We start from the raw sequence: 22,288 nt of genomic DNA on the forward strand, positions 1-22,288 counted from the left end.
GGGAATGGCGGCTTCGTCAGCCGCCCAGCCCGAAGCCAACACCCGTCAGTCCGCGCCGGAGGTCGACAGCAGCTATGCGCTCGTCCGGCTGGCGAGCGAGCCGCTCGCCACCAACCCGCGCACCGCGCCCGCCAAGGGCAAGAAGATCGGCTTCGCCAACCAGTCGGTCAAGGCAGAGCGCGACCGCATCAGGGCTGAGCAGGCCGCCTTCAAGGACTGGCTGCGCGTCAACGCCCCCCAGGCGAGGGTCACCAAGCAGTTCGACGTGGCGGTCAACGCCGTCGGCGTCCAGCTGAACGGCACCTCCCTCAGCACGGTTCGCTCGGCGCCCGGCGTCACCTACGCCGAGCTCCAGGGCGTCTTCACCCCGTTGGCTCACGAGGACCCAGATCTCGAGCTGGTCGACGCCTTCGAGGGTTGGACCGCCGTCGGCGGCGCCGCGGAGGCCGGCAAGGGCGTCAAGGTCGCCATCATCGACAGCGGCATCGACGTCACGCACCCCTGCTTCGACGACACCGGCTACCCCGCGGTCACGCCGATCGGCGACGCGAAGTACACGAACAACAAGGTGATCGTCTCGCGCACCTATGGCAACAAGGTGGCCAAGAACGGCTTCGACGGCCGGGACCTCAACGGGCACGGGACCCACGTCGCCGGGACCGTGGCGTGCAACCCGCACACCACTGCCGTCGTCGACAGCACGGTCATTCCGTACGCCCCGTCCGGCGTCGCTCCCGCCGCGACCCTCGGGTCCTACAACGTCTTCCCGGGCACCGCCGGCTCGGCGCGCTCCGAGGACATCCTCGAGGCGATGCAGGACGCCTACGTCGACGGGTTCGACGTCGCGAACATGAGCCTCGGCGGTGCGCGGAACGACGGTGGTGGCGCCTTCCTCCTCGACAACGCCGTCGACAACCTCGACAAGGCCAACATGGTGGTCGCGGTGGCAGCCGGCAACGAAGGTCCCGGCTACTGGACCGTGCACTACCCCGGTGCGGCCCCGCGGGCGCTCACGGCTGGTGCGAGCACCGTCGGGCACGCGCTGGTCAACACGGTCACCGTGGCGGGCACGGACTACGACGTCGTCGTCGGTGACTTCGGGAAGCTGACCGAGGACATCACGGCGCCGCTGGCGGTCGCCAAGGACGCTGCCTCCGGGCACCCCCTCGGGCTCTCCCTCGCCTGCAACGGGTCGCCGCTGCCCGACCTGACGGGCAAGATCGCCGTCATCGGACGCAACGTCTGCACCTTCCAGGAGAAGATCGACAACGTCACGGCCGCCGGGGCGGTGGCCGCCATCGTCGTCAACCGCGAGGACGCCCTCCTCACCATGGCCGGCGACCAGACCGGAGTCGTCTCGGTGATGGTCACCAAGTCCGACGGCGCCCAGATCATGGAGCACGACGGTCAGGACGCGACGATCAACGCCAACATGCTCTACAAGTCGATCCCCGAGGCGACCAACCGGATGGCCTCCTTCTCCAGCCAGGGCCCGACGCACGGTGACCTGCTCATCAAGCCGGACGTCGTCGCTCCCGGCGCCGACGTGCTCAGCGCCCAGCCTGCCTGGGCCTGCGGCACCCCGCCGTGCTGGGCGATCTTCGGCGGCACGTCGATGGCCACGCCACACCTGGCCGGCATCGCCGCCGTCGTCCGCGGCGACCACCCGACCTGGAGCGCCGCCGAGGTCCGCAGCGCCGTCGTCAACACGGCCAAGCAGGGCGTGCTCCGTGACGCCCTCACCAACCTGGTGACGAACGACGCCCTCAAGGTCGGCGCCGGCCTGGCCGACACGGACGCGGCGGTGGCGAGCCAGGTGGCGCTCGACCCGGTCAGCGTGTCCTTCGGGGCGATCGCCAGCGGCTCCGGCCGCAGCGTCTCGAAGTCGGTGGTCCTGACCAACACGAGCTCGACCTCGATCTCGGTCGATGTCGCGATCACCAACAACCCGGCCGCTGGTGTGAGCTACTCGGTGTCCGGCGGTGCTGCGTCGCTGGCGGCTGGTGCGAGCACCACGGTGACGGTGACGGCCACCTCGGCCAAGGGTGCAGCTGACGACTTCTACCAGGCCCAGCTCGACGTCTCGGTCGGCGGCACCGTCATCTCCCACGGCATGCTCTTCACCATCGTGGGCAGCGGCGTCGCGGCACCCGGCCAGCACCAGGTCCCGCCCGGCCTGAGCTGATCGGTGAGGTCGCACTGACGTCAGTTACGGTGGCCGGCTCGCCCTCGGGTGAGCCGGCCACCGTCGCGTTCTTGGGGACCTCTCGCCCCCGCTGAAGCGGGGAGACGGTCGTGTATAGTTGGCGACGCCCGGAGCGATCCGGGTATCTGTTTGCGCAGGCTTCGGCTTGTTGCGCAGACCCGGCCAGGTAGCTCAGTTGGTACGAGCGTCCGACTGAAAATCGGAAGGTCGGCGGTTCGACCCCGCCCCTGGCCACCACCCAAAACCGCAGGTCAACCCCGGTTGACCTGCGGTTTTGTACACCAGTTCGAGTTGAAATTCGACGTCGAAGTGACCGTGGATGACCGCCCGGAGCCCCGCTTGCCCGTATGTGGTTGCACGACTCGTTGCACGATATCTCGACGTCGAGATAGCCTCGCGCGCTGCGGAACGGATCCGTGCCGGAAACCACCTCGGGAGCAAGGGCTGCGCCTAGGAGCGTCGCGAGTGAAGTGCCAGCTTCGCTGAAGCCGCGGACGGAATGGGCCACGGAGTTGCTCATTTCGTCCGCGTCCGTGGTGGCTCATGTTGGCGCGGGTCTCGCAGGTGAGCTCGTATCGCCCCTGCTGAATGGTCTACCCGCAGGTGCCGCCGCGGTTGGCCCAAGCCGGTCCCTCCACAAGGATGTGGACTTAGTTTCGGCGCGTCGCATCCGTCGCGCGCCCAGCCATGTCGCGGCGTCTCGGACCAGCCTCAGCGAACTCGACCACGGCCCACCGAGCCAGCCACGTCCGCAAGGAGGGCGTCTAGCTGGTCGACTCCGGCCCATCCGTTGATCGCGATCTCGCCGTCCTTACCCACTCTGACCTCCAGGCGGTCCGGTAAGACATCCAGCCGAAGGTCCCGATACCGGTCCGTGATGAAGTGGAAGCGCTGATTAGTCGAGCCCACCCAAGGGCGGTGCGGATCCCGACGGTCGGCGAGATACGGCCCGTCAACAAGCAGGTCGGTCGCCGCCAGCAGCCTGTCCGCGCCGTCAGGTGACTTCGGACCTTCAAGGTACTCGCGAACGAATCCTGTAAAGGTCATCACAGACAAGCCCGCTTCACGCACCCCGGTGGCAAACTCCGCGGCGCCCGGCGCCTGGTCGAATGGCTCACCACCGAGGAGCGTCACTCCTTCCACGCCCGCGGAGACGGCATCGGCGACAAGGTCGGCAACGCGCACCTCCTGACCTAGGGACGGCCCCCACAGGTGCGGGTTGAAGCACCCGCTACATCGCACGGAACAGCCCTGCACCCAGACCGCGAACCGCTCGCCGGGCCCCTCGGCCCTCGTGCGGGGTACGACAGCTCCGAGACGAAGGGTCCGGTCAGAAGTCAAGGACGCGGCCACGAGGCTCGTCGGGTCGTGCGCTCGGCGCCTCCGACCTGGCAAACGGACCGAACGTAATGCGGTCGCGAACACGGACCACCTCGTGGGGCTGGAGACCGGCTTTGTTGGCAAGGTCGTCGAGGTCGCGGAATCCGCGGTTGTCCCGACGCGCCTCGATGATGCGGTCAGCGATGCGGGAATCGACGCCAAGGCTGGCCTGCAATTGGGCAGCCGAGGCAGCGTTGACGTCGAGGGTTGCAGGAGTCGGCGCAGCGACGGGAGCTGGAGCCGCGAAGTAGTCAGACTCCTTGATTCCTAGAACCTCTGCCTGCGGCGCCGTAGAAGGAGAGGGAGCGGGTGCCGCCTGCGTGGAGTCTGCGTGCTGGACCGGCTCGTTGTACCAGGCCTTCGCGATCCCCCCGGCGGCGCGCCACCGGAGGTATTCACGATTCAGGTACACGCCGGTGGCGATCATGCCGAACCAGGCGATCATCGTGATTGCCGTTCCGACGTCGGAGAGCTGTTGTGTCGTCGGGTCCTCCGTCAGGACGTTCACGGTGAACACCACGGCCGTGACTCCACAGATCGCCAGCGCAATCGTCCACAAACGGCGAGTTTTCATCCGCGTGGCAAGCAGCACGAATCCAACGAACGAGAACATGCCGAAGCCGAGGATCACCCACAGCAGCCACGCGCTATTCCTACGCCGCCACGTCTTGTCTGCCAGCAAGGGGTTCGGGTTAGTGGTGAAGCTCATCGCGTCCTTCGATCGTCGTCTCGGCCTGGTTCATGATGTATTCGGGGGTGAATGCGCTCGAGACTGTCTCTGCATCGAGAAGGCCCTCAAGCAGCGCGATCGAGTCGAGACACTTCTTGCCCCTCATCCCCAGTGTTTCAGCCCGGATCGTCCCGTCCACCGCTATGCGGACGACGATCCGCTCGTGGCTCATCGACTTGCCCCCACTGACAACGTGAGCGTGATGCTCTCGTCTTCCTCGATGCGCTCGGACTCGATCCGCATACCGGCCGGCTCTGCCCGATCGCGAAGGCGAGCGATGACCGCTTGCTGCACGCGGCGACCATATGCCTGGTCGACCGCCCGGGCGATCGAGGCCGCACGCACCTCGTCGACGTCTCCGGTCATGCGCACGTGCCAGATGCCCGCTTCATCTCGGCGGAACACTGCTTCAACGCCTTGCCAAACTGCGGTGATGGATTCGGATTCGGCCTGGACCCGTGCGCCCGTGTCCCTGAGCGCCTGCTGGAGCAGCCCGGCATCGCGCATTCTGGTTTCTACCTGGACCACCTGACGACCCGTCCCGTCCTGCTCAGCGCGTGCCGCATTCCATGCGCTCACGGCCGCAATCGCCAACGGCACCAGCACGATCTCGATGCTCATCAGAAATCAACCACCCTTCCACCTCGACTCATTGACGCTTCCGGCGAAGGCTCGGCGGAAGGAGCGGGTCGGTCCGCCTCAACCGCGCTCTCATAACCGGACCGGTCCTCCGTAGCCGTTGCCGCCACGGCGCGCTTGCTCGCCCAACCGCGGACCGCCGCGATCTGCTCCGCTTGGGTCACGCTGAGCGGGACCATGTTGTGTACAGCGCGGAGGAGGTCCTCCTGGGTAAGGCCCCGGCGCTCGCTGAATGCATCGAAGAGAGCAGAAACGACAGATTGCTCGATCTCAGCTCCCGCATACCCTTCGGTGACCCCAGCGAGGCGGTCCAGCAACGCGTCGGTGATCGCGATAGCCCCGCCTGCCTTGCTGCTCTTGAGGCGCTTGGTGAGGTGAAGCGACCAGATATCACGGCGCTCCGAGCGAGTCGGCAGGTCCACGAAGAAGATCTCGTCGAACCGACCCTTACGGAGGAACTCGGGCGGAAGACGTGACACGTTGTTCGCCGTCGCGATCACAAATACCGGGCTGGTCTTCTCTTGCATCCAAGTCAGGAAGGTACCGAACACACGACTTGAGGTTCCGCCGTCTCCGCCCTCTCCCGACACGCCGGAGAAGCCCTTTTCCACCTCATCCAGCCAAAGAACGCACGGTGCGGCTGCCTCTGCGGTGCGGATGGCCGCGCGCATGTTCTGCTCGCTGGAGCCGACCAGGCCCGCAAAGATGCGGCCGATGTCGAGGCGCAGAAGTGGCAGTTCCCAGGCGGCGGCAATCGCCTTGGCCGTCAGCGACTTGCCGCATCCGGGGACACCCGTCATGAGGACGCCCTTGGGTGCGGGGATGCCGTACTCGATGGTGGCCTCGTCGAGCCATGAGTTGTTGCGCTTCACCAGCCACCGCTTGAGATTCTGGAGTCCGCCGACGTCATCGAGATCCAGGTTGACATCCACAAACTCGAGGATGCCCCGCTTGCGAACCGTCTGCTTCTTCTCCTCCAACACGACGTACACGTCGTCGTTGGACAGGACCCCGTCATCGACCATGGCGCGGGCGAAGGCGTTGGTCGCCTCGGACAGGGTCAAGCCCCGGGCGGCCTTCGCCAGCCGCTCCTTGCCGACGTTGTCGACCTCGATACGAATGCGACCGCTAGCGGCGTTGGTTGCCACCATGTCCTCGAGCACCCGCCGGATCTCCTCCTCATTCGGTAGGGGAAAGTCGACGAGCGTAATGTCCTTCTCGAGCTCGTCCGGGATCCGGGTAATTGGCGAGACCAAGATGAGTACGCGCGCCACTGCGCCGGACTGGAAGGCGAAGGAGACCTCCCGTAATCGCCGGAGGAATCCGGGGTCGGCGGGCCGGCGGTCGTCACCTAGGTGCGGGTGCAGGTCGAGCATGATGAAGACGCCCGGTGAGTCCCTTTCGAGCAGCCACTCGAGCGCTTGCCGAGGCTCAGACGTATTGCCCTGTGCCTGACCGTCTGGCGCGACAAAACCCTTGGTTCCGCTCCACACGTGGACTGGCCGCACCGTGCGCATCAGGCTCTGATCCGACGCGACCGCTCGGACCTCTGCGAGGACGCGCTCCTCCTCGAACGACTCCACGTAGAGGATGGGAAACCGGGCCCGTAAGAGCAGGGCGAGGTTATTGCGAAACGACTTGGTGGGCTGCTGCACGCTCGACATCCTATGGACACCGAGCCGCTGAGCTGTCGCCCTTGCTCGAGCCGGGTCCGCCCGCTACGGCGGCGACCAGCAACAGGCCTCGTTCCCCTTTCAGGTGAATTCTCCGGCGATAGGCCGACGTCTCGCCTGAGGGCGAGCGTTCAGGGCCGCCAGGCGCGCCCCCCGGCGCGATCGGGGCGTTCGGGCCACCAAGGAAGGGAGCCTGGGCATCGGCAGAGACCCAGACGCGACTTCGGCCCAGATGTTCGGCTCCTGGCCGTGTTGGCTCACGTCGATCGAGGATTCGCTCCGCACCGATCTCATTCAGCCACGCGAGCCAAGGGCCCTGCCCTCGATAGACCAAGTCATCCATCGACATCAGACGCAGACCTCCTCGTAGCAGACCTTCCGAGCATCAGTGATCTCTCGCTCGATCGCAGCGGCGAGCGCTGGGTCGTCGATCTGGACGCCGAGCTCAACGTTGTGGTTCTCCGCGCTCCACGAGAAGTTCGCACTGGTGACGATGACGAACCGATGGTCCACGGACACGAACTTGGCGTGGTTGACCACGTACTTCCCGTCGTGTGTGGTCGTGGCGAACACTCGCGCACGAGCTAGGTGGGCAGCGACCTCGCCGGGGGTTGGCCCGCTGGCCCCCTTCTTGGATGCGTCTCGGTCCATGTACACACAGACGTCGACACCCGTTCTCTCGCAGGCGCGTTCAAGAGCGTGCCAGAGACCCGACGTGGTCTGGAAGTTGAACGTTGAGCAGACCACGGACATTCGGGCGCCGTCCACGAGATCCACGATCGAGGGAGTCAGCGCGCCGAGCTGGGCGACGTGCCCCGGCATCGTCCACAGGGGCTCCACACGGGTCCGTACCTCTCGCGCAGCCGCAACCGCCCACAGTGCCCCAATCAGCCGACCCAAGCCGTCGGTCGCGTCCGCAATGGGCTTCAGCAGCGGCTTGACCTCGGCCTTGCGCGCCGGGGAGAGGCCGGCCAGGGCCGAGGTCAGCGGGTAGTTCTCGCTGAGACGGCGCGCAATATCCGCGGCCTCGGTGCTCGTCAGTGAGCGACCGAGCTCGCGGAAGACCTCCTCGTCAGACGACATGACCGAAGAACCCCAGGCGGCTACCGGGGAGATCTACAAGGAAACGTCGGTCGAGGAACCGGTTGGCCCGCTCGCATGACGTCTCGGAGGCCATCGCGCAGCAGTGGCAGGCGGCCCCGTGCAGAAAGTCTTCCGGATCCTGGGGTGTGCGCTTCGCGCAGACCGGGTCCGACGAGCACCGCGTCGCGCGATACAGCGCGTCACGGACGATCCCCTCGAGCCGTCTAGCTTCGCTGAGCTGCACCAGACCGCCGAGAGTGCCGTCGCTGTCCGAGGCTGTCGTGGCGATGAGCAGCCCGGCCGCTGCCGGACGGGTGTCGGACGCGGGCCACGCGTAGAGACGCTCACTCAGGCTGGCTGCCGAGTACCCGCACTTCATGGCCATCTCCCGGATCAGCACGTGGGCCAGGGTGTGCACGAGCCAGTACCGAGGCGGCTTGAGGCGGGTGTCTGGGTCGACGCTGGCGCCCGTCTCCGAGAAGCGGTTGTTGAAGTTCCGTCGGTGCGCCTCGCGCAGCGCATGCCAAATGGGGGACGCTTCAACCCTGTCCTCCCACGCCTCTACCTGCGATTCGTCGAGCTGGAGGTACACGCCCTCGCCGAGGTCCTCGGTGGCAACCGTCCACAACGGTCGCGGCGCTCGGCTCAGCGGCACCAGGCGGCGCGGCAGGTCCCCGACGCGGTCCATTGCATCGATTCGCGTGAAGCCGACGAGCGCGTTGACCTTGCGCAGTTTCTCAACGGCGAGCACGCGGCTGATCTCTGCCGGCAGGTCCTCGCCACGCTGACGCTTGCTGAGTACGAGGCCGCTCTTCTCGTCAGGATGAGCGGAACCAAGCGGATCGCGTTGGAGGTAGTTCCACTCAGGTACGAGGAGGTCGACCGGGTCCCACCTCTCGAGCTGGTCCTGGTGCTCCTCGACGGTGGGGACGGGCTCGGCGGCCTTCTCGAGGAGGGCTGCGAGTTCCGGGTCGCTCAGTCCTTCCACCTCGTCGACCTTGTCCTTGAGCAAGGCGCGGATGACGTTCGGCTGACTTCCGAACTGCTCGAGGTTCTCCCCGAGAGCGATGCGGATCTTGTCTGCGAGGTCTACGGCCTGCTCGGACGTGGACTCAGGCATGACGATGATCGACTCAGACGCGGCGAACCACAGGTTCGACGCACCGACCAGCATCAGGCGTGTCTGGTTGCCGCAGCCATTGGGCTCGAACGCGTCTAGATGTGGATGGCGGCCACGGCACTTCGGCAGCTTGGCGCGACCTACCTCGCCCTGAGCCTCGTTCATTGGGCGGCGCGCCGCGCACGAGGCGCACACGATGGTCGCGGAGGCGCCCTTGCCCGCTGTGCGGTCGACCATCTTCAGGGCCGGGAACTCGGCTTCCGAGCAGGAGCCACCCTCGTGCACCCATAGGTCGTAGGGGAACTCGTCGAGGTGACCGTCGGGGCAAGCCAGCAGGTAGCGGGCGGGCACGGCGGGTCGACGCACGCCCTTGCGCCCGCTTTGCCCCTTGCGGCCGTAACACTTCTCGTGCTCGAAGACTGCCTCATCCGGCCGGAACGGGTGGGTGTTCCGGTAGCGGAACTTCGGGAGCTGGGCGAGCATGTCGCAGCCGGTGCAGCGCATCCACTGGGGAAAGATTCGCGCCGGCACGCCCAGGTCATCCCCGTCCCTCGACATGGACAGCTTCTTCGGCTGCCAAGGGAAGGGCCGCAGCTGCGCATTGGGCGACCGGAGCATCATCCGCACGACCTCACGGAGCCTCGGCGCATGGATCGTGGGCGGTGCGCCGTCCCGACGTGCCCAGATGCGCTCCCAGTCGTCGAGCCCGGCGGGCATGACTGTGAATTGCGGCAGGTCCATGATGGAGCCGGGACCATAGGTGTAGATCAGGGATGAGGGACGGCCAGAGCCGACCTTCGCGTAGTTGCGCTTCGTCCCTGCTTCTTCCTCCTTCTCGGCGTCGCCCAGCGGGTCGAGGACGTTCTCGGCGCTGTGAAGATACGTCGTCTCGGTCATCTCAGTCGCCCCCCTTCGGCAGGTTCCACTTCGGCGCTCCGGCCGGCTCGGCCACGTAGAGCCGCTCAGGGATCGGGCTGACGAGCAGGTTGATCTCAGGCTGCACCTCTCGCATGGAGTTGGCCACACGGAACGGCGGCATGTCCTTGAGGTCGGGCTGCGACCGCGCGTTCTCCGCACTGATCATCAGCGGTCCGAACTGGGCGGGGTCGTGGACCCGCTCGTACGACAGGTTCTTCGCCTGACCGGCTAGATAGTCCCGCCGCTTGGCCCACTGGTCGACTCGGTTGATGAGCCGCTGCCGCGCCCAATCCTGAGTGGCCTCGTTGGAGGCCCGCAGGACGCGGGCAACCAACGCCTCCACGAGCTCGTCGAGCTTGCCCTTCTCGTCCTTGACCCGGCCAGCGGCCTTCTCGGGCGACAGGACCCCATCCGTCACCCGGGCCACGCTGACGAGCACGCCTTCGAGGCCGCGCTCCATCGAGGTCAGGGAGAACGGCGTGACCGACAGCGCCTCGACCTGCTTGTAGAACGTCTCGTGGTATTGCCGGAAGGACTCGAAGTGGGCCAGGTCGCGGGGTCGGGCCCAGTTCCCGAGCGAGACCACGAGGCCCGGCCGAGCGGGGTCACGGCCGACGCGCGACGAGGCCTGGATGTATTCGGCCGTGTTCTTGGGCTGCCCGACGACCATCATGAGCCCGAGCCGAGTGACGTCCACCCCAACTTGCAGCATCGAGGTCGCGAGCACCGCGTCGAAGGGATTCACCTCCCGCTTCGGCAGGGGCTTGCCCTCGTCGATGAGGGTACGCATGTTCCTCCGCGCCTCAGCGGAGTCAAAGGCCGGATCGAACGTTGCCGCCATCTGGTCCAGGGTGGTCGTGATGTCCGCGCTCGAGACGCGGGCCGTCAGCTCGGCCATGTTGAGGCTGCCGAATTCCGTTCCCGTGCGTCGCGGAAGCTTGGACCAGGGCCGACCCTTCGACAACGCAGTCTGGACGTCGTCGGCCATGTAGCGGGTCATACCCGCGAGCTCGCGCGTCGCGTTGAAGTAGCCGACCATCGTCATGTACGGATCGGCTGCCGCGCCATCGCGGTCCATCATGAGCTGCGCGGCCGACATGAGGACCTCTGCAATACGGATCTCGGCCGTGGTCAGACGCACCCCGGTCGTGCTGATGCCGAGGTATCGACGACCGGGCGCGTCCTCACTGACCTCCTGCTCCTTGGAGAAGAAGGTGCGTCCGACGTCGAGGACCTGCGGCGGGAAGATCGTCACGTCGCGGCCGTACAGCGACCGGATCTGCTCGGCGGCATTCCGCACCGTTGCGGTCGAGGCCACAACCAGGGGACGCACAGGCGCGCCCTGAGCAGTCACCCACGACGCCATGACGTCGATGGCCACCTCGAACAACCCGACCGTGGTGCCGAGCGCGCCGGAGATCAGGTGCAGCTCGTCTTGGATGATGAGGTCGGGGGGCCGCAGACGGCCGACCGAACGCACGTGGGCGGCAGGCAGGCCCCCCTTCGCCGGGTGCTTTTCCTTGACGTCGCACTCGGTGTAGTCAGGGTGGACATATCCGTGCCGCTCACAGCGCCGAGACACAAAACCGAAGAGGCTGGCCGCCTCTCCCTCGCGAGCGAGTCGGGCGAACTTGTCGACGGTCGCGATGACGAAGGCCGGTGTGAGCCGATAGATCTCCTCGTCCGTCGTGAGGACGGGCAGCCCCTCGTCGATGCTGCCGCCCTCGGCGAAGGGGCAGTCCCCGAACTCGTCTCCGCAGTAGACGTGGATGCGACGCGTGCCGTCGTCCCCACGCACGTTGCGAGATCCGATGCGGGTGCCGCACCAGGGGCAGCGCTGGATCTGCAGGACCGTAAGTCGGTACCCCTGGCCGGCGTTCACCTTGGCGAGCTGGACCGCCGCCTCGTGGTAGCGCTTCGGGCTGACGTCGGTCCCGACCCAGAGGCCGATCCGGAACGGTTCAGTACCCCAGGTCGAGGGGTCGTCGCGGCGCGCCATCTCCGCCGCGCAGACGAGAGCGGTCGCGCGCTGGAACTGCTGTGACGTGAGCAGGCGCAGGGTGTAGCGCATGAGTACTGACACGCCGTCCAGCCCGTTGAGCGGGCCAGACGCGGACTCGCGGACACCCTGCCGGCGGCGGATGGCAAAGGTGTATGCCGCGAGGCCGAGGTACGCCTCCGTCTTGCCACCACCCGTGGGGAAGAAGAGGAGCTGGGCCGTCGCGAGATCGGAGGATCGCTTCTGGGCTGTGGGATCGGTCAGGAGCGGGAGCTGCATGAGGATGAAGGCGAGCTGGAAGGTGCGCCAGGAGTGGGCGAGCGGCCCCCTAGCCAGCACGGCCGCATGAGCCTCAACAACAGACAGTCGCGGGTTGCGCGCACGCATCTCCGCAACCTGAGTCTGTACGCGCTGGTCGGCCATGACGCGGTTCATGAAACGGAAGCACCGCAGGGCCTCGTCGTCGCTGAGCAGGTGATCCAGGCCGGCGGCCAGCTGCTTCTGCACCAGTCCGGCGACGGCAACGGCCTCGTCGCCGTCCTCCCTCAGGTGCTCGGGAAGGCCCCCGACCTTCTCCTTCTCCCCAGCGAGCCAGTCTGCGTAGCCAGCGACGATGGGAGACAGCCCTGCCCGAAGCCGCTCAGGCTCCGCGGTCGCGAGCACGGTCATGTCGAGCAGGGCGTCCTCGATCTCCTCCGCGGTTGTCTGCGGGGTTTCGGACTGCGGCAGCCAGGTCGTCCACACGGACCGCGCACGACGAGCAGCGTTCTCGACGTCCCAGTCGACGGAGCACGTGCGGCCGATCGCGAACTCCAGCCGGTTGCGGTACTGGAGATTGAGCATCCGCAGCTCGTCGTCGCGCTCCGCTCGACCATCGATGGGAGGCTCGGTGACGTCTTGGACGGGCAGGAACACCGCTTCCGCGCCGGCAGTGACCTGGAGCTTGGTCTGGTAGAGCCACGCGTTGACGGGGATCTTGGGCGGCGTCTCGCGGTCGTTGCATAGTGCGACCTCGATGATGCACGCACCGCGGTCCCGGTCGTCGTAGCAGTCGACTCGCAGCTTGACGTCGTCCTTGAGCGGGTACTCCTTCGTCTCTCCCTCCGCGAGGTCGGCGAGCAGCACTTCGACCGGGATGTCGATGGGCGTCCGCTGGAACTTCCTGGCCCTCGCGGACTCCTCGCCCTCGACGCGGACTGGCTCGTAGACGCCCCATGACGAGACGACGAAGAAGGCAGGGAGGTCGGCGGGTACCTGGAAGCGCAGGCCCATCGACGCGGGGATCATCAGGCCCCGCTTCTGGGGGGTGTCCTCGGCCTCGTCTTCGTCGGCGGTCGCCGAGCTGTCATCGACCGATGTCATCGGGATACCGCGGCCCTCGTTGGCGTCGACGGCGTCGCCCACGTCGGTGGGTGCTTCTGCAGCGCCTTCCTCGGTCGGATCGTCCGACTTCCCTGTCAGTCGGACTGGCGCGATCCGACCCACAAGGTAGGCTACGTCGGGCGGGCCGTCGAGGAGCTCGTTCGGACCGTGGGCCGGGCCGAGGAGCTCACGCTCGATGATGTTGGTGAGGTTCTCGCGGACGGTCCACGAGCGTCCGTCTGGCTCATGGGCGAGCTCGTATGCCGCTGAGCGGGGCGCCGTCTGCTCGCTGGGCTTCGTCTCTGGTTGGGTCGTCATTCGTCGTCCCCCTCGACGTCGTCTTCACTGTCCTGCGCCGGCGCCGTGTCGCCTTGGAGGGCTGCACGCCGGTGGTTCTCTTCGAGCAGTCGGTCGAGGATCTCGACGCGTGCCGCTGGTGAGACGGTCCAGCGCGTCATCTGCCGGTACGTGTGGAAACCGTGGTCGAGCGGCACGTCGTCCCAGCCGTAGGCTTCCATCACCGCCTTGTCGAGCTCCACGTGGATCTCGCGCATCCGGTCGACGTCCGGATCGACGCCGGTCGCAATGTCCGAATCATTGACGAGGTTGTAGAGTTTCGTAAGACCTAGATCACGCCTGAGCATGACTTCTTCGCGTTCGCCGTCGAGTATCTCCCCCATGGATCGCAGGTTCGCGGAAATACGTGGCCGACTGAAGGTGCCGAATACGTCAGTGGGCGTATACCTGGTTGTGTTGTGACCCAAGCTGGACCCGTTGGCGATGGCCCAAAGCTGGTGGGGTGTCGAGGACAGAATGGCCTGCTCGGCAAAGTCATCCGTCGCAAAGACGACCAAAGCGTGGCTGAACACACAATTCGTAGGGACACGCAAAGGCATCACGCTTACCGAATGAATCGTCATGGCTAGCACTTCACGCTTTTCCGCGATGGCTAATCGAAGCGCTGGCCTAGCGTTCCAGAACTTCCACCATTCATTAACCATGCGTGGGTACTTGATGGCGTCTTTCGTGGCGCGCTCAGGACGCACATGATTAATCACATGCCTCCAAGGACCCGTGTACCGTTCCGCTTGAGCCCGGGACCGCTCGCCGAAGTCAATCACCCAGCGAGAAGGTGCGGCGCTTGCACGGGAATTGAGGTCATCACCGTTGAGATACGGTGACACCACCTCTTGCGCAGCAGAATCATCCTCTATCCATGCTCGAACCTGGTCATAATCGACGATGAAACCCATTCCGAGCACGATACATCCCTGAAAAGCCCTGCCGCGGTTCTCTGAGAGGCGAAGGGGCCTGCCGCTCACTCTGCCCGATGGCTCAAGCAGCGTCGATATCTTCCCAACTACCTGCCCGTCACAGACCCGGGGAACAGCGTCTGAGATTGGGCCGTTGACGCCCCAAACCGCTGCGTACTCCAAATTGGCGCTGGATGCGGGCCAGGTCCGGCTCTGTATCGCACGAACAATAGAGAAACCGCGGAACTCCATTTGATCCAGGCCTACTTCTCGAGTATCTCCTTGAGCCACCGTGCTGGTGGCGATTAGCCCGACACATCCACGAGTAGTCAACAACTCGAACGCCCGCAAGAAGAAGTAGGCGATGAGATCGGCATTTCCAGCAGTACCGGCGATCAGACTTGCCAGCCATTGTCGTACATTCGGGCCAAACGCCGAGGACTGCTTCTTTCCACCAAGGAACGGGGGGTTCCCGATGACCGCGTCGAAGCCGCCTCTGGTCATGACGTCGGGGACCGCGAGGATCCAGTGGAGGGGCTTCCAGCGGTCGTAGTCCGTCTCTACCGTGGGGGTGAGTCCAGCCTCGAGGATCGCGTCGAGCATCATGCGGTCGCGCTTCGATTCCTCCGGGTTGTGGGCGCGGGCGACGGCGATGCGGAGGTTCTCGTAGGCCTCGTCAAGAGCCCTGCCCGGCTTGCCGCCAAGCCGAAGCCCCGCGGCGATGACCCCGTCCGCGATGTCGGTGAGCTGCCGCGTGAGCTCCTGGTACTCGCGCCACTGGCGCCGCTTCGTCGTCGCGGACCGCTGCGGGTCGTCGTCGTTGACTTCGGAGGCAAGGCGTCGGCGCAGGTTCGCAGCCTTCTCGAGCACGCCCTCCACGTTGAGCTCCCGCACGACGTCGCCGCCGAGCACGTCGTCGAAGAGTCGGCTCGTCCCCTTCTTCTCGGGGTCGACGTGGAGGGCCTTGAGCTGACGTGCGTCAGTGAGGCCAAGCAGCGAGTTGCCGTGCAGGATCTTGTCGTCGACGAAGGAGAACGGCAGCCGGGGGTCGAGCGACACGAGCCACAACGACAGCTTGCACATCTCGACCGCCATGGCGTTGATGTCGGCGCCGTACAGGCAGTTGGCCACGACCTGCCGAATCGCGTGAGTCCGCAGCTCGTGCGGCGCCCCGTGGGCGGCGCCGTCGCGATGCCATGCCTCGACGAGCCGATCGGCGAGGTACCGAGCGGCGGCGACGAGGAACGCCCCCGACCCGCAGGCGATGTCCGCGACCTTTAGGTCGAGGATCTCGTCCGAGGAGATTGGCTTCCACGCGTTCCGATCCCCCGTGTCGTGCGGACCGGGGCTGTAGACGAGCGGCTCGAGGGCGTGGAGGACCACCTCCTCAGCCAGGGACCTGGGCGTGTAATGCGCACCGGCCGTCGCCCGCGACGGGGTCTCGACGATGACGACCCCCCCCGGGGGCATGACGACAGGTCGCTCCCGCAGGTCCCGTCGCATGATCCCGATGAACGGGCGAAGCCGCTCACGGGTCTCCTCGTCGTGGCTCACGGCACGCAGGGCCAGCTCGACGTCCTCCGGCACAGACGCAAGCGCCTTGGCCAGGGCTGCCTTCGTTGGCGGCTGGCTCGCGGGCTGGACCACTTTGACGCGAGCGATGAGCGCTTCGGCGAACCTGGCGTCCGTGGTCTGCTGCGCCCGCAAGGTTTCGAGCTCGGCCAGCGTCATCTCGGGCTCGGCGCCGGGCTTACCGATGAGACCCACGGTCTCCTCCGAGACGTCGGCACAGGAGTACCCGAGGAGGCCTTCGTAGATGTAGCCGATCTGCTCGACGTCGATGTCACGGAATGAGATTCGCCGCGCAGGGTCGCCCTTCTTCAGCTGGGCCATCTGCACGGCTCGCAGGACCTCGAGCATGACGCGGTCGCTCACCGTCACCGCGAGAGTTCCCCGGTCGGTGCGGCGCATCAAGAAGGGGAAGCGCCCTGGGTCGAAGAGGGATCCTCCGTAGGACGGCAGGCGCAGGTCCTCGAACGACGCCCCTTGGTATAGCGCCTGGGAGGTCGCGAGAAGGCGGTGCCACGACATGTGCGTGGCGTCGAGTGCCTCCGGTCCTTCCTCGCGGGCCCGACGGTCGAGCGCGTCCATCTCGCCACTGATGCCGTACCCCATGGAGAACAGCCGTCCCTGCGGGAGAAGGCCCCGTTCCTCGGCGAAGAGGAGGAAGACGACGCGCATCATGATCGTCACGGCTGCGTCGTAGACGCGGCCGCGATCTGCGGGGAGAATCTCGCCCTGCCCGTTGCTGCGTGCGTCGAGAGCCGACTCGGAGAGCGACTGCGTCAGGAGCTCGACCGCCCGCCTGACCTGCACGCCGAGCGCCTCGGTGATCTCTTCGGCGGCGGCAACCGACTTGCCGAAGAGCTCGCCGAGCCGGTCCTCGGGCTTCCCGCCGAGCAGCCGCTTCCGCTGGAGGATCTCGGCGAAGGCGTCCCGGGTCTCGGGCTCCTCGATCCATGTCTGGGCATCGACGATCCCCGAGGCCACCATCGTGTCCCGACGAGCGCTGACGACTGCCCACCACCGCCCATCCGTCACCACGCCGATGGGCACACCTGTGTTGCGGAGCAGCTCCTCCATGCGATCGATCGGGCTCGCTGCCCAGCCGTCGTCCAGTGCATCACGGAGGGACTCGACGGGGTCAACGACGAGCGTCAGGGCTCCGACCGTGTCGCTGTGCACGAGGGCACCCGTTGGCATGACCGTCACCGCATGGTTGGGCGACCGCACGCCCTTGGCGGCCTGGACAAGCAGCGCACCGGATAGATCGGTCGTGAGACTGTCCCGCCATCCGATGACATCGCGGAGCACCGTCTCGACCCAGGTCTCTCGAGCAGAGCGGTACGCCGCGAGGGCAGTCTCGCCGCCCTGGCCCCGGTCCCACACCTCCCACGCCTTCTCGAACGTGGGCTTCGCCTCGACGAGGACAGCCTTTGCCTCCGGGGCGAGCTGTGGCATGCCCTGAGGCCAGATGTCCTTGAGAACGGGGACGGACAGGAACGGCCCGTCGACGTCGACGAGAGCGAGCCACCCGCGGTGGGTGTCGTTCGCGGAACGGCGCTGAGCGGCATACGGATGCCTCATGAGATCCTGCCAGCGCGCGCGTCCTCAGGCGTCAGCGCGAAGACGACGGCGGCGGCAGACACGTGCGGCCTGATGTCGGCATACCGCTCACGGATCGACTCCACCTCGCGGCGCTCCTCCTCGTCGAGGCTCGCGAGCCGCTCGTCCATCGCGGCCAGGTCGCGCTTGCGCTGCCTCTGCTGGTCGTCGGTGAACAACAGCTCCTCTTCCTGGGCCCGCATCTCCGCGGCGAGCCGTGCGCGCGAGTCCCGAAGGTTGAGTCGGAACGCCTCGAAGATCTCGTGGGCGCGCTTGACGTCGGCGTCACGGCGGCCTTCGAGGGCGGCCGTGACTGCCGCCTGCCGCGTCTCGGCGCGCTTCGCCATCTCCGTGAGCAGACGCGTCCGCAGGTGCGAGCCCTCGGCGTTCCAGGCGTCTGCGACCTGTCGGCGAAGCCGCTCATCGGCGAGCGTCAGGTGCTCCGCGTCCAGCGCGGCATCCAGCAGCTCCTCGACCTTGCCCATGGCGATGACCTGGCCCCCGATGCGGATACCGGTGAGGAAGACCTCCTCGTGCAGGCGCAGACCGCCCCGGCCCACGAGAACGAGTCGGGACACCGCGGCCACGCTGGAGTGAGGGAGTCCATCGACCACCACCGCGGTCACTCGGTGGATGTCGGAATCGGAGCTGAAGAGCGCCGCCCGCAGCATCCGCGAGGACTTCTGCAACAGTCCGTGCCCGAGATGGACGTGGACGATTTCGGAGCGCCCCTCGGCAGCCCTGTCGTCAAAGGTGATCGGCCTCGGTTCACCAGGCTTCAACCGCGTGTCGAGGCCCCGCAAGGCAGAGTGCCACGACGGGGCGAGCCTCGGCACCTCGAAGACCTGAGCATCCGTGCGCTCGTCACCGACCTCGATGAGGGGAGGCTGATGCGCCAGAGTCAGCGCCGTGTCGACAACGCGCCGGGCATTGGAAGGCGTCAGGTGCATGGCCTCCTTGCGCTGCTCGTACGTCTGCGACAGCTCGGTGAGCTGCCGGTTCAGCTCGGCGCCTCCCGCCAGCGTGCGGTTGATGATGGCCGCGTGGTCGGTCACAACGGCCTTCTTCGCCCGCGGCTTGTTGCCCGTCGGGCTGAAGTGCTCCTGTACCTCGGAGTCGATGACCTGGTTGACCGACCCGAGATCCTGCGCCACCTGACCGATCTTCTCCGCAATGCGGCGCATGAAGTCCATATCCGCGTCGAACGTCGTCGCCTTCGAGATGGGCGCGAAGTGGAAGATCTCCGGCGTGTACTTCTGTCCGTAGCGGTCGATGCGACCGATGCGCTGCTCGAGTCGTGACGGGTTGAACGGGATGTCGAAGTTGACCAGCCGGTGGCAGTGGGTCTGCAGATCGATCCCCTCGCCGGCGGAGTCCGTGGCCACCAGGACACGGACGGGCTCCTGCGCTGGATCGGCCGTGAAGCGTGCGCGGGTCAGCTCACGCGTCTCGGCGTCGGTCGAGCCCTGGATGGTGGCGATCCGGTCGCGGTAGCCGCGCTGCTCGAGGATGTCGACGACCCACTCGAGGGTCGCGGCGTACTCGGTGAAGATGACGACGCGCTCGTTGGTCCACGTCTTGCGATCGGGGCGACACACAGAGTCTAGGAAGGTGATCAGCGCCTCGAGTCGAGAGTCCGGGCGGTGCTCGTAGCCGCTGCCCCATGTGACGAGACGATCGATGTCCTGCGGCTTGGCTGCGACGAGGGGATCCGACCCCTTGCTCTGTCGGAGCGTCACGAACTCCGGCTGATCCGACTGACCTTCTTCCTCGTCCGACTGGTCGCTGCCCAGGACCTCCTGGTAGTAGTCGTCGTCATCGTCGAGGTCAGGCAGGTGACCGGTGGCGGCAGCGGCGGCATACAGCTCCATCGTGCGGGCGAAGGCCCACGGGCTGGAGAGGAAGCGCTTCTTCAGGAGCATCGCGACGATGTCCCCGCCGCGGCGCTTGCCGTTGGCGCGGGCGCTCTCAGCGAGGATCCGGTCGAGATCGGTGAACGCGTCTTGCTCGGACTGGGACGGCGTGAATGGGATCGTCTTGACCTCGCGGGCCTTGAAGTCCTTGTCCTTGATCTCCGTCTTGAGCCGACGCACCGTCACCTCCTTGAGCGCCGTCTCGTCCAGGGTCGCGCCCCGGCTGAAGCGCCGGTCATCGATCATCTCGAGCAGCGCGGTGAAGCTCTCGGAGTGGCCGTTGTGCGGGGTTGCGCTGAGGAACAGGCGGTGCTCGCACTTCTCCGCGAGGGCTCGCGTCGCGATGGTGCGCTGGCTGTCGACGGCGTAGCCGCGCCCTCCGCCGACCGCGCTGGGGCTGGCGGGGGCAACGTGGTGGGCCTCGTCGACGACGAGGGCGTCGAAGGCGAATCGCTTGGCAGTGCTGGTGTCGCGGACCTGCGCGTAGACGTCGCGGAGAAGACGCTGCGCGCGAAGGGTGGGCAGCCACGCCATGCTCACGATCACCCTCGGGAAGAGGGTGAAAGGGTTCGCGTTGAGGCCGTGCGTGCGACGAACCTCGGCCATGAGCTCGCTGTTGACGATGACGAAGTCGAGGCCGAACTTCTCGCGCATCTCGTCCTGCCACTTGATCGACAAGCTGGGCGGGCAGACGATGACGACCGTGCGCGCGCGGTGACGGAGCAACAGCTCTTGGACCACGAGGCCTGCCTCGATCGTCTTGCCGAGGCCAACGTCGTCGGCGAGCAGAAGGTTGGTACGCGGCGCCTGGAGCGCTCGTCGCAGCGGCTCGAGCTGGTAGGCCTCTACGTTGGCGCCACTGCGGAAGGGCGCTTGGTACGACTTGTCGTCGGCGCTGGTGACCGCGCCCCAGCGCACCGCGTCGACGAACGCGGCGAGACTATTCGGGTCGTCGAAGGTCTCGGGCGTGATCGTCTCTGGAAGGCCCTGGTCAGGCGCCACCGTGTGGCCGACCTCGAGCTCCCAGACGACGTCGAGCTCCTCGCCGAGGCGGTCCTCATCGAGGCTCTGGAGGCTCACGACGTGGCTTGTGCCGGCTGTGCCTTCATCCGCGGGGCTCCGCGGCAGGCCCTGTTGGCGGACGGCGCCGACCGCCCAGGTCGAGCCCCGAACCTCGACGACCTGCCCAGGCTCGGGGACCGGTGGGAGGCCATGCTCCGCAGTCTGGCCATCGTTGGTAGTGCCGAGCACGGCTTCTGATACTTGCGTCACTGCAATTTCCCCTGTCCCTGCACGCGAACAACCTAGCCGCCCGCGCCAAGGGCGAGCCGGCGACTCCTACCCTGGCCCGCGGGCGGCCATCAGAACTCCCAGACGTGATCCGGGTCGTCCAAGGCCTTGCGAACCTGACCCAGGTCACCAAGATCAGCTAGCGGGGACGTCTTGGCGATATCCACGACCCCCGAGAGAGCAGCCTGGGCCAGCGTGGCGTCTCCCCGCTCGATGGCCTGGTCGTAGCGGACGAGCAGAGCCTCGACGTTCTGCGCCCGCTCCGCGAAGGCCTGACGGAAGTAGTCCTTCAGGACCCTCTCGGCGGCAGCAATACGGTCCAGCTCGAGGCGCTCATAAGCATCGATCTCACGCCGCTTTACTGTCGCCTCTTCGCGTACAACGAGGTACTCGCGCGTTGCCTCGACGATGTTATTGAGGGCCACGAATGCGTCCAACCCGGACGCAACCTTTCCCAGGCCGCTCGGTCCCGACTTCACGACCTTCCCCTTCAGCGGCTCACTGCTGGCCATTGAGGTACTCCCGGTACTTGAACTTGAGGCCCGCCGATCGGGCATTCAGGTCACCCTCGTCGTCAACGGGCGGTGTGGTTCCCACATCTCGGACCGCCACAGTGAGGCCCATGGCTTTCTGGAAGAGAGGGGCGTGGACGATCCCGTCGAAGTCGACGGCCTCCAGCTCGTCGAGGGACTGCGTTGCCCGATCGACGAGCTCGTCCAGAATCGACTGCAGCTCCTTGACGCGCTCGTCTATGGCATCGAACTTGGAGTGCATCGCCTGCAGGTCCTGCGCGGCGATCTCCGCTTCAGCCACGTATTTCCGGGCCTCGGTAAGGGCCTTCTCGCCTTGAGTGTTCAGTACCAGCCCGCCAACGAGCAGCGCTGGCCCGACCGTCACGAAATTCAGGGCGGTAGCGCCCAGGGCGACCCCCCCTCCCCCGGAAGCGAGCGATCCGCCGCCAAGCCAGGCCAGCGTGGCACTCTGGGCGGCCGCGCCACTCAGCGAGCCAATTGCGGTGCCGGTGCTTGCGACGCCCATCGTCGTCACCAAACCTGTCGCGCCGGCCGCGGCACCTACCCCTGTGGCACCCGCGCCCACAATCCCTGCGAGCAAGGTGAGCGCTTCCTGCCGGAGGCCGTCAGCCGGCCCGAGCTCGTTGACGTGCACGTCGACGCCGTCGACGAGCAGTTTCAGCGTCTCATTGACTTGGCGCTGATTGCGGCGGATGAACTCCGACATGCGGGCGACGACGTCTTGCAGCGCCTCCTCTTGGACCTGGCCGTGCGACCGTAGACGCACATTCGTCTCTTCCGCGCGCTTCTCCGCCGCTTCGCGAGCCTCCTCGTACTTCTCCGTGGCCTCCGCAACGTCGTTGCGAGCCTGATGCATTTTGTACGCTCCCCAGGCACCGGCAGCAGCGCCGGCGGTGCCGGTGACAACACCCGACGCGATGAGCGCGAGCGGAATGAGCGGTAGCACCATCTGACGATCACCCCTATCCAGCGCGGACCGGTGCCCGCGCTACGAAGGTAGCGGGGACGAGGGCTGGGATTGGAC

13 protein-coding genes and 1 tRNA gene are annotated in these 22,288 nt (G+C 66.6%); 2 read left to right on the forward strand and 12 right to left on the reverse strand.

Going from position 1 to position 22,288, the window contains the following annotated elements:
- Positions 1-4: 4 nt before the first annotated feature.
- Both INTCA_RS15540 and INTCA_RS15545 read left to right on the forward strand, forming a co-directional pair.
- Complete coding sequence (locus tag INTCA_RS15540) at positions 5-2,185, forward strand: S8 family serine peptidase (RefSeq protein WP_041307825.1); 2,181 nt, start codon at positions 5-7, stop codon at positions 2,183-2,185.
- Between the two features lie 181 nt (positions 2,186-2,366).
- Positions 2,367-2,443: transfer RNA gene (locus INTCA_RS15545), tRNA-Phe, on the forward strand.
- 474 nt (positions 2,444-2,917) lie between these two features.
- Here INTCA_RS15545 and INTCA_RS15550 read toward each other — a convergent pair.
- From INTCA_RS15550 to INTCA_RS15605, 12 genes are all read right to left on the reverse strand, one after another.
- Entirely contained in the window at positions 2,918-3,631 is a 714-nt protein-coding gene (locus INTCA_RS15550) for a 4Fe-4S single cluster domain-containing protein (protein ID WP_342341436.1), read from the reverse strand.
- Positions 3,537-4,295: a helix-hairpin-helix domain-containing protein gene (locus tag INTCA_RS15555; protein WP_013493876.1), complete on the reverse strand. Its 759-nt coding sequence runs from the start codon at positions 4,293-4,295 to the stop codon at positions 3,537-3,539. Before INTCA_RS15555 ends, INTCA_RS15550 begins: the two co-directional genes overlap by 95 nt.
- Positions 4,279-4,488, reverse strand: coding sequence for a DUF2997 domain-containing protein (locus tag INTCA_RS15560; RefSeq protein ID WP_013493877.1), 210 nt, complete (start codon positions 4,486-4,488; stop codon positions 4,279-4,281). The genes INTCA_RS15555 and INTCA_RS15560 overlap by 17 nt, the downstream gene beginning before the upstream one ends.
- A complete protein-coding gene (locus INTCA_RS15565) occupies positions 4,485-4,937 on the reverse strand; it encodes a hypothetical protein (RefSeq protein ID WP_013493878.1) in 453 nt (150 codons plus the stop codon). The genes INTCA_RS15560 and INTCA_RS15565 overlap by 4 nt, the downstream gene beginning before the upstream one ends.
- A complete protein-coding gene (locus tag INTCA_RS15570) occupies positions 4,937-6,619 on the reverse strand; it encodes an AAA family ATPase (RefSeq protein WP_041307831.1) in 1,683 nt (560 codons plus the stop codon). Before INTCA_RS15570 ends, INTCA_RS15565 begins: the two co-directional genes overlap by 1 nt.
- A gap of 357 nt (positions 6,620-6,976) precedes the next feature.
- Positions 6,977-7,711 (reverse strand): DISARM system phospholipase D-like protein DrmC, encoded by a 735-nt coding sequence (drmC, locus tag INTCA_RS15575; protein ID WP_013493880.1) that lies wholly within the window; start codon positions 7,709-7,711, stop codon positions 6,977-6,979.
- Positions 7,701-9,728: a DUF1998 domain-containing protein gene (gene drmB / locus INTCA_RS15580; protein WP_013493881.1), complete on the reverse strand. Its 2,028-nt coding sequence runs from the start codon at positions 9,726-9,728 to the stop codon at positions 7,701-7,703. The genes drmC and drmB overlap by 11 nt, the downstream gene beginning before the upstream one ends.
- A 1-nt stretch (position 9,729) precedes the next feature.
- Positions 9,730-13,428, reverse strand: a complete 3,699-nt coding sequence (drmA, locus tag INTCA_RS15585) for a DISARM system helicase DrmA (protein WP_013493882.1) — start codon at positions 13,426-13,428, stop codon at positions 9,730-9,732.
- On the reverse strand, positions 13,425-17,510 hold the full coding sequence (locus tag INTCA_RS15590; RefSeq protein WP_013493883.1) for an Eco57I restriction-modification methylase domain-containing protein: 4,086 nt from the start codon (positions 17,508-17,510) through the stop codon (positions 13,425-13,427). The genes drmA and INTCA_RS15590 overlap by 4 nt, the downstream gene beginning before the upstream one ends.
- Positions 17,507-20,713, reverse strand: a complete 3,207-nt coding sequence (drmD, locus tag INTCA_RS15595; RefSeq protein ID WP_013493884.1) for a DISARM system SNF2-like helicase DrmD — start codon at positions 20,711-20,713, stop codon at positions 17,507-17,509. Before drmD ends, INTCA_RS15590 begins: the two co-directional genes overlap by 4 nt.
- An 89-nt stretch (positions 20,714-20,802) precedes the next feature.
- Positions 20,803-21,243 (reverse strand): hypothetical protein, encoded by a 441-nt coding sequence (locus INTCA_RS15600; RefSeq protein WP_013493885.1) that lies wholly within the window; start codon positions 21,241-21,243, stop codon positions 20,803-20,805.
- Positions 21,230-22,213, reverse strand: coding sequence for a V-type proton ATPase subunit G (locus INTCA_RS15605; protein WP_013493886.1), 984 nt, complete (start codon positions 22,211-22,213; stop codon positions 21,230-21,232). The genes INTCA_RS15600 and INTCA_RS15605 overlap by 14 nt, the downstream gene beginning before the upstream one ends.
- Positions 22,214-22,288 lie beyond the last annotated feature (75 nt).

The organism is Intrasporangium calvum DSM 43043 (assembly GCF_000184685.1).
Classification (GTDB): domain Bacteria; phylum Actinomycetota; class Actinomycetes; order Actinomycetales; family Dermatophilaceae; genus Intrasporangium; species Intrasporangium calvum.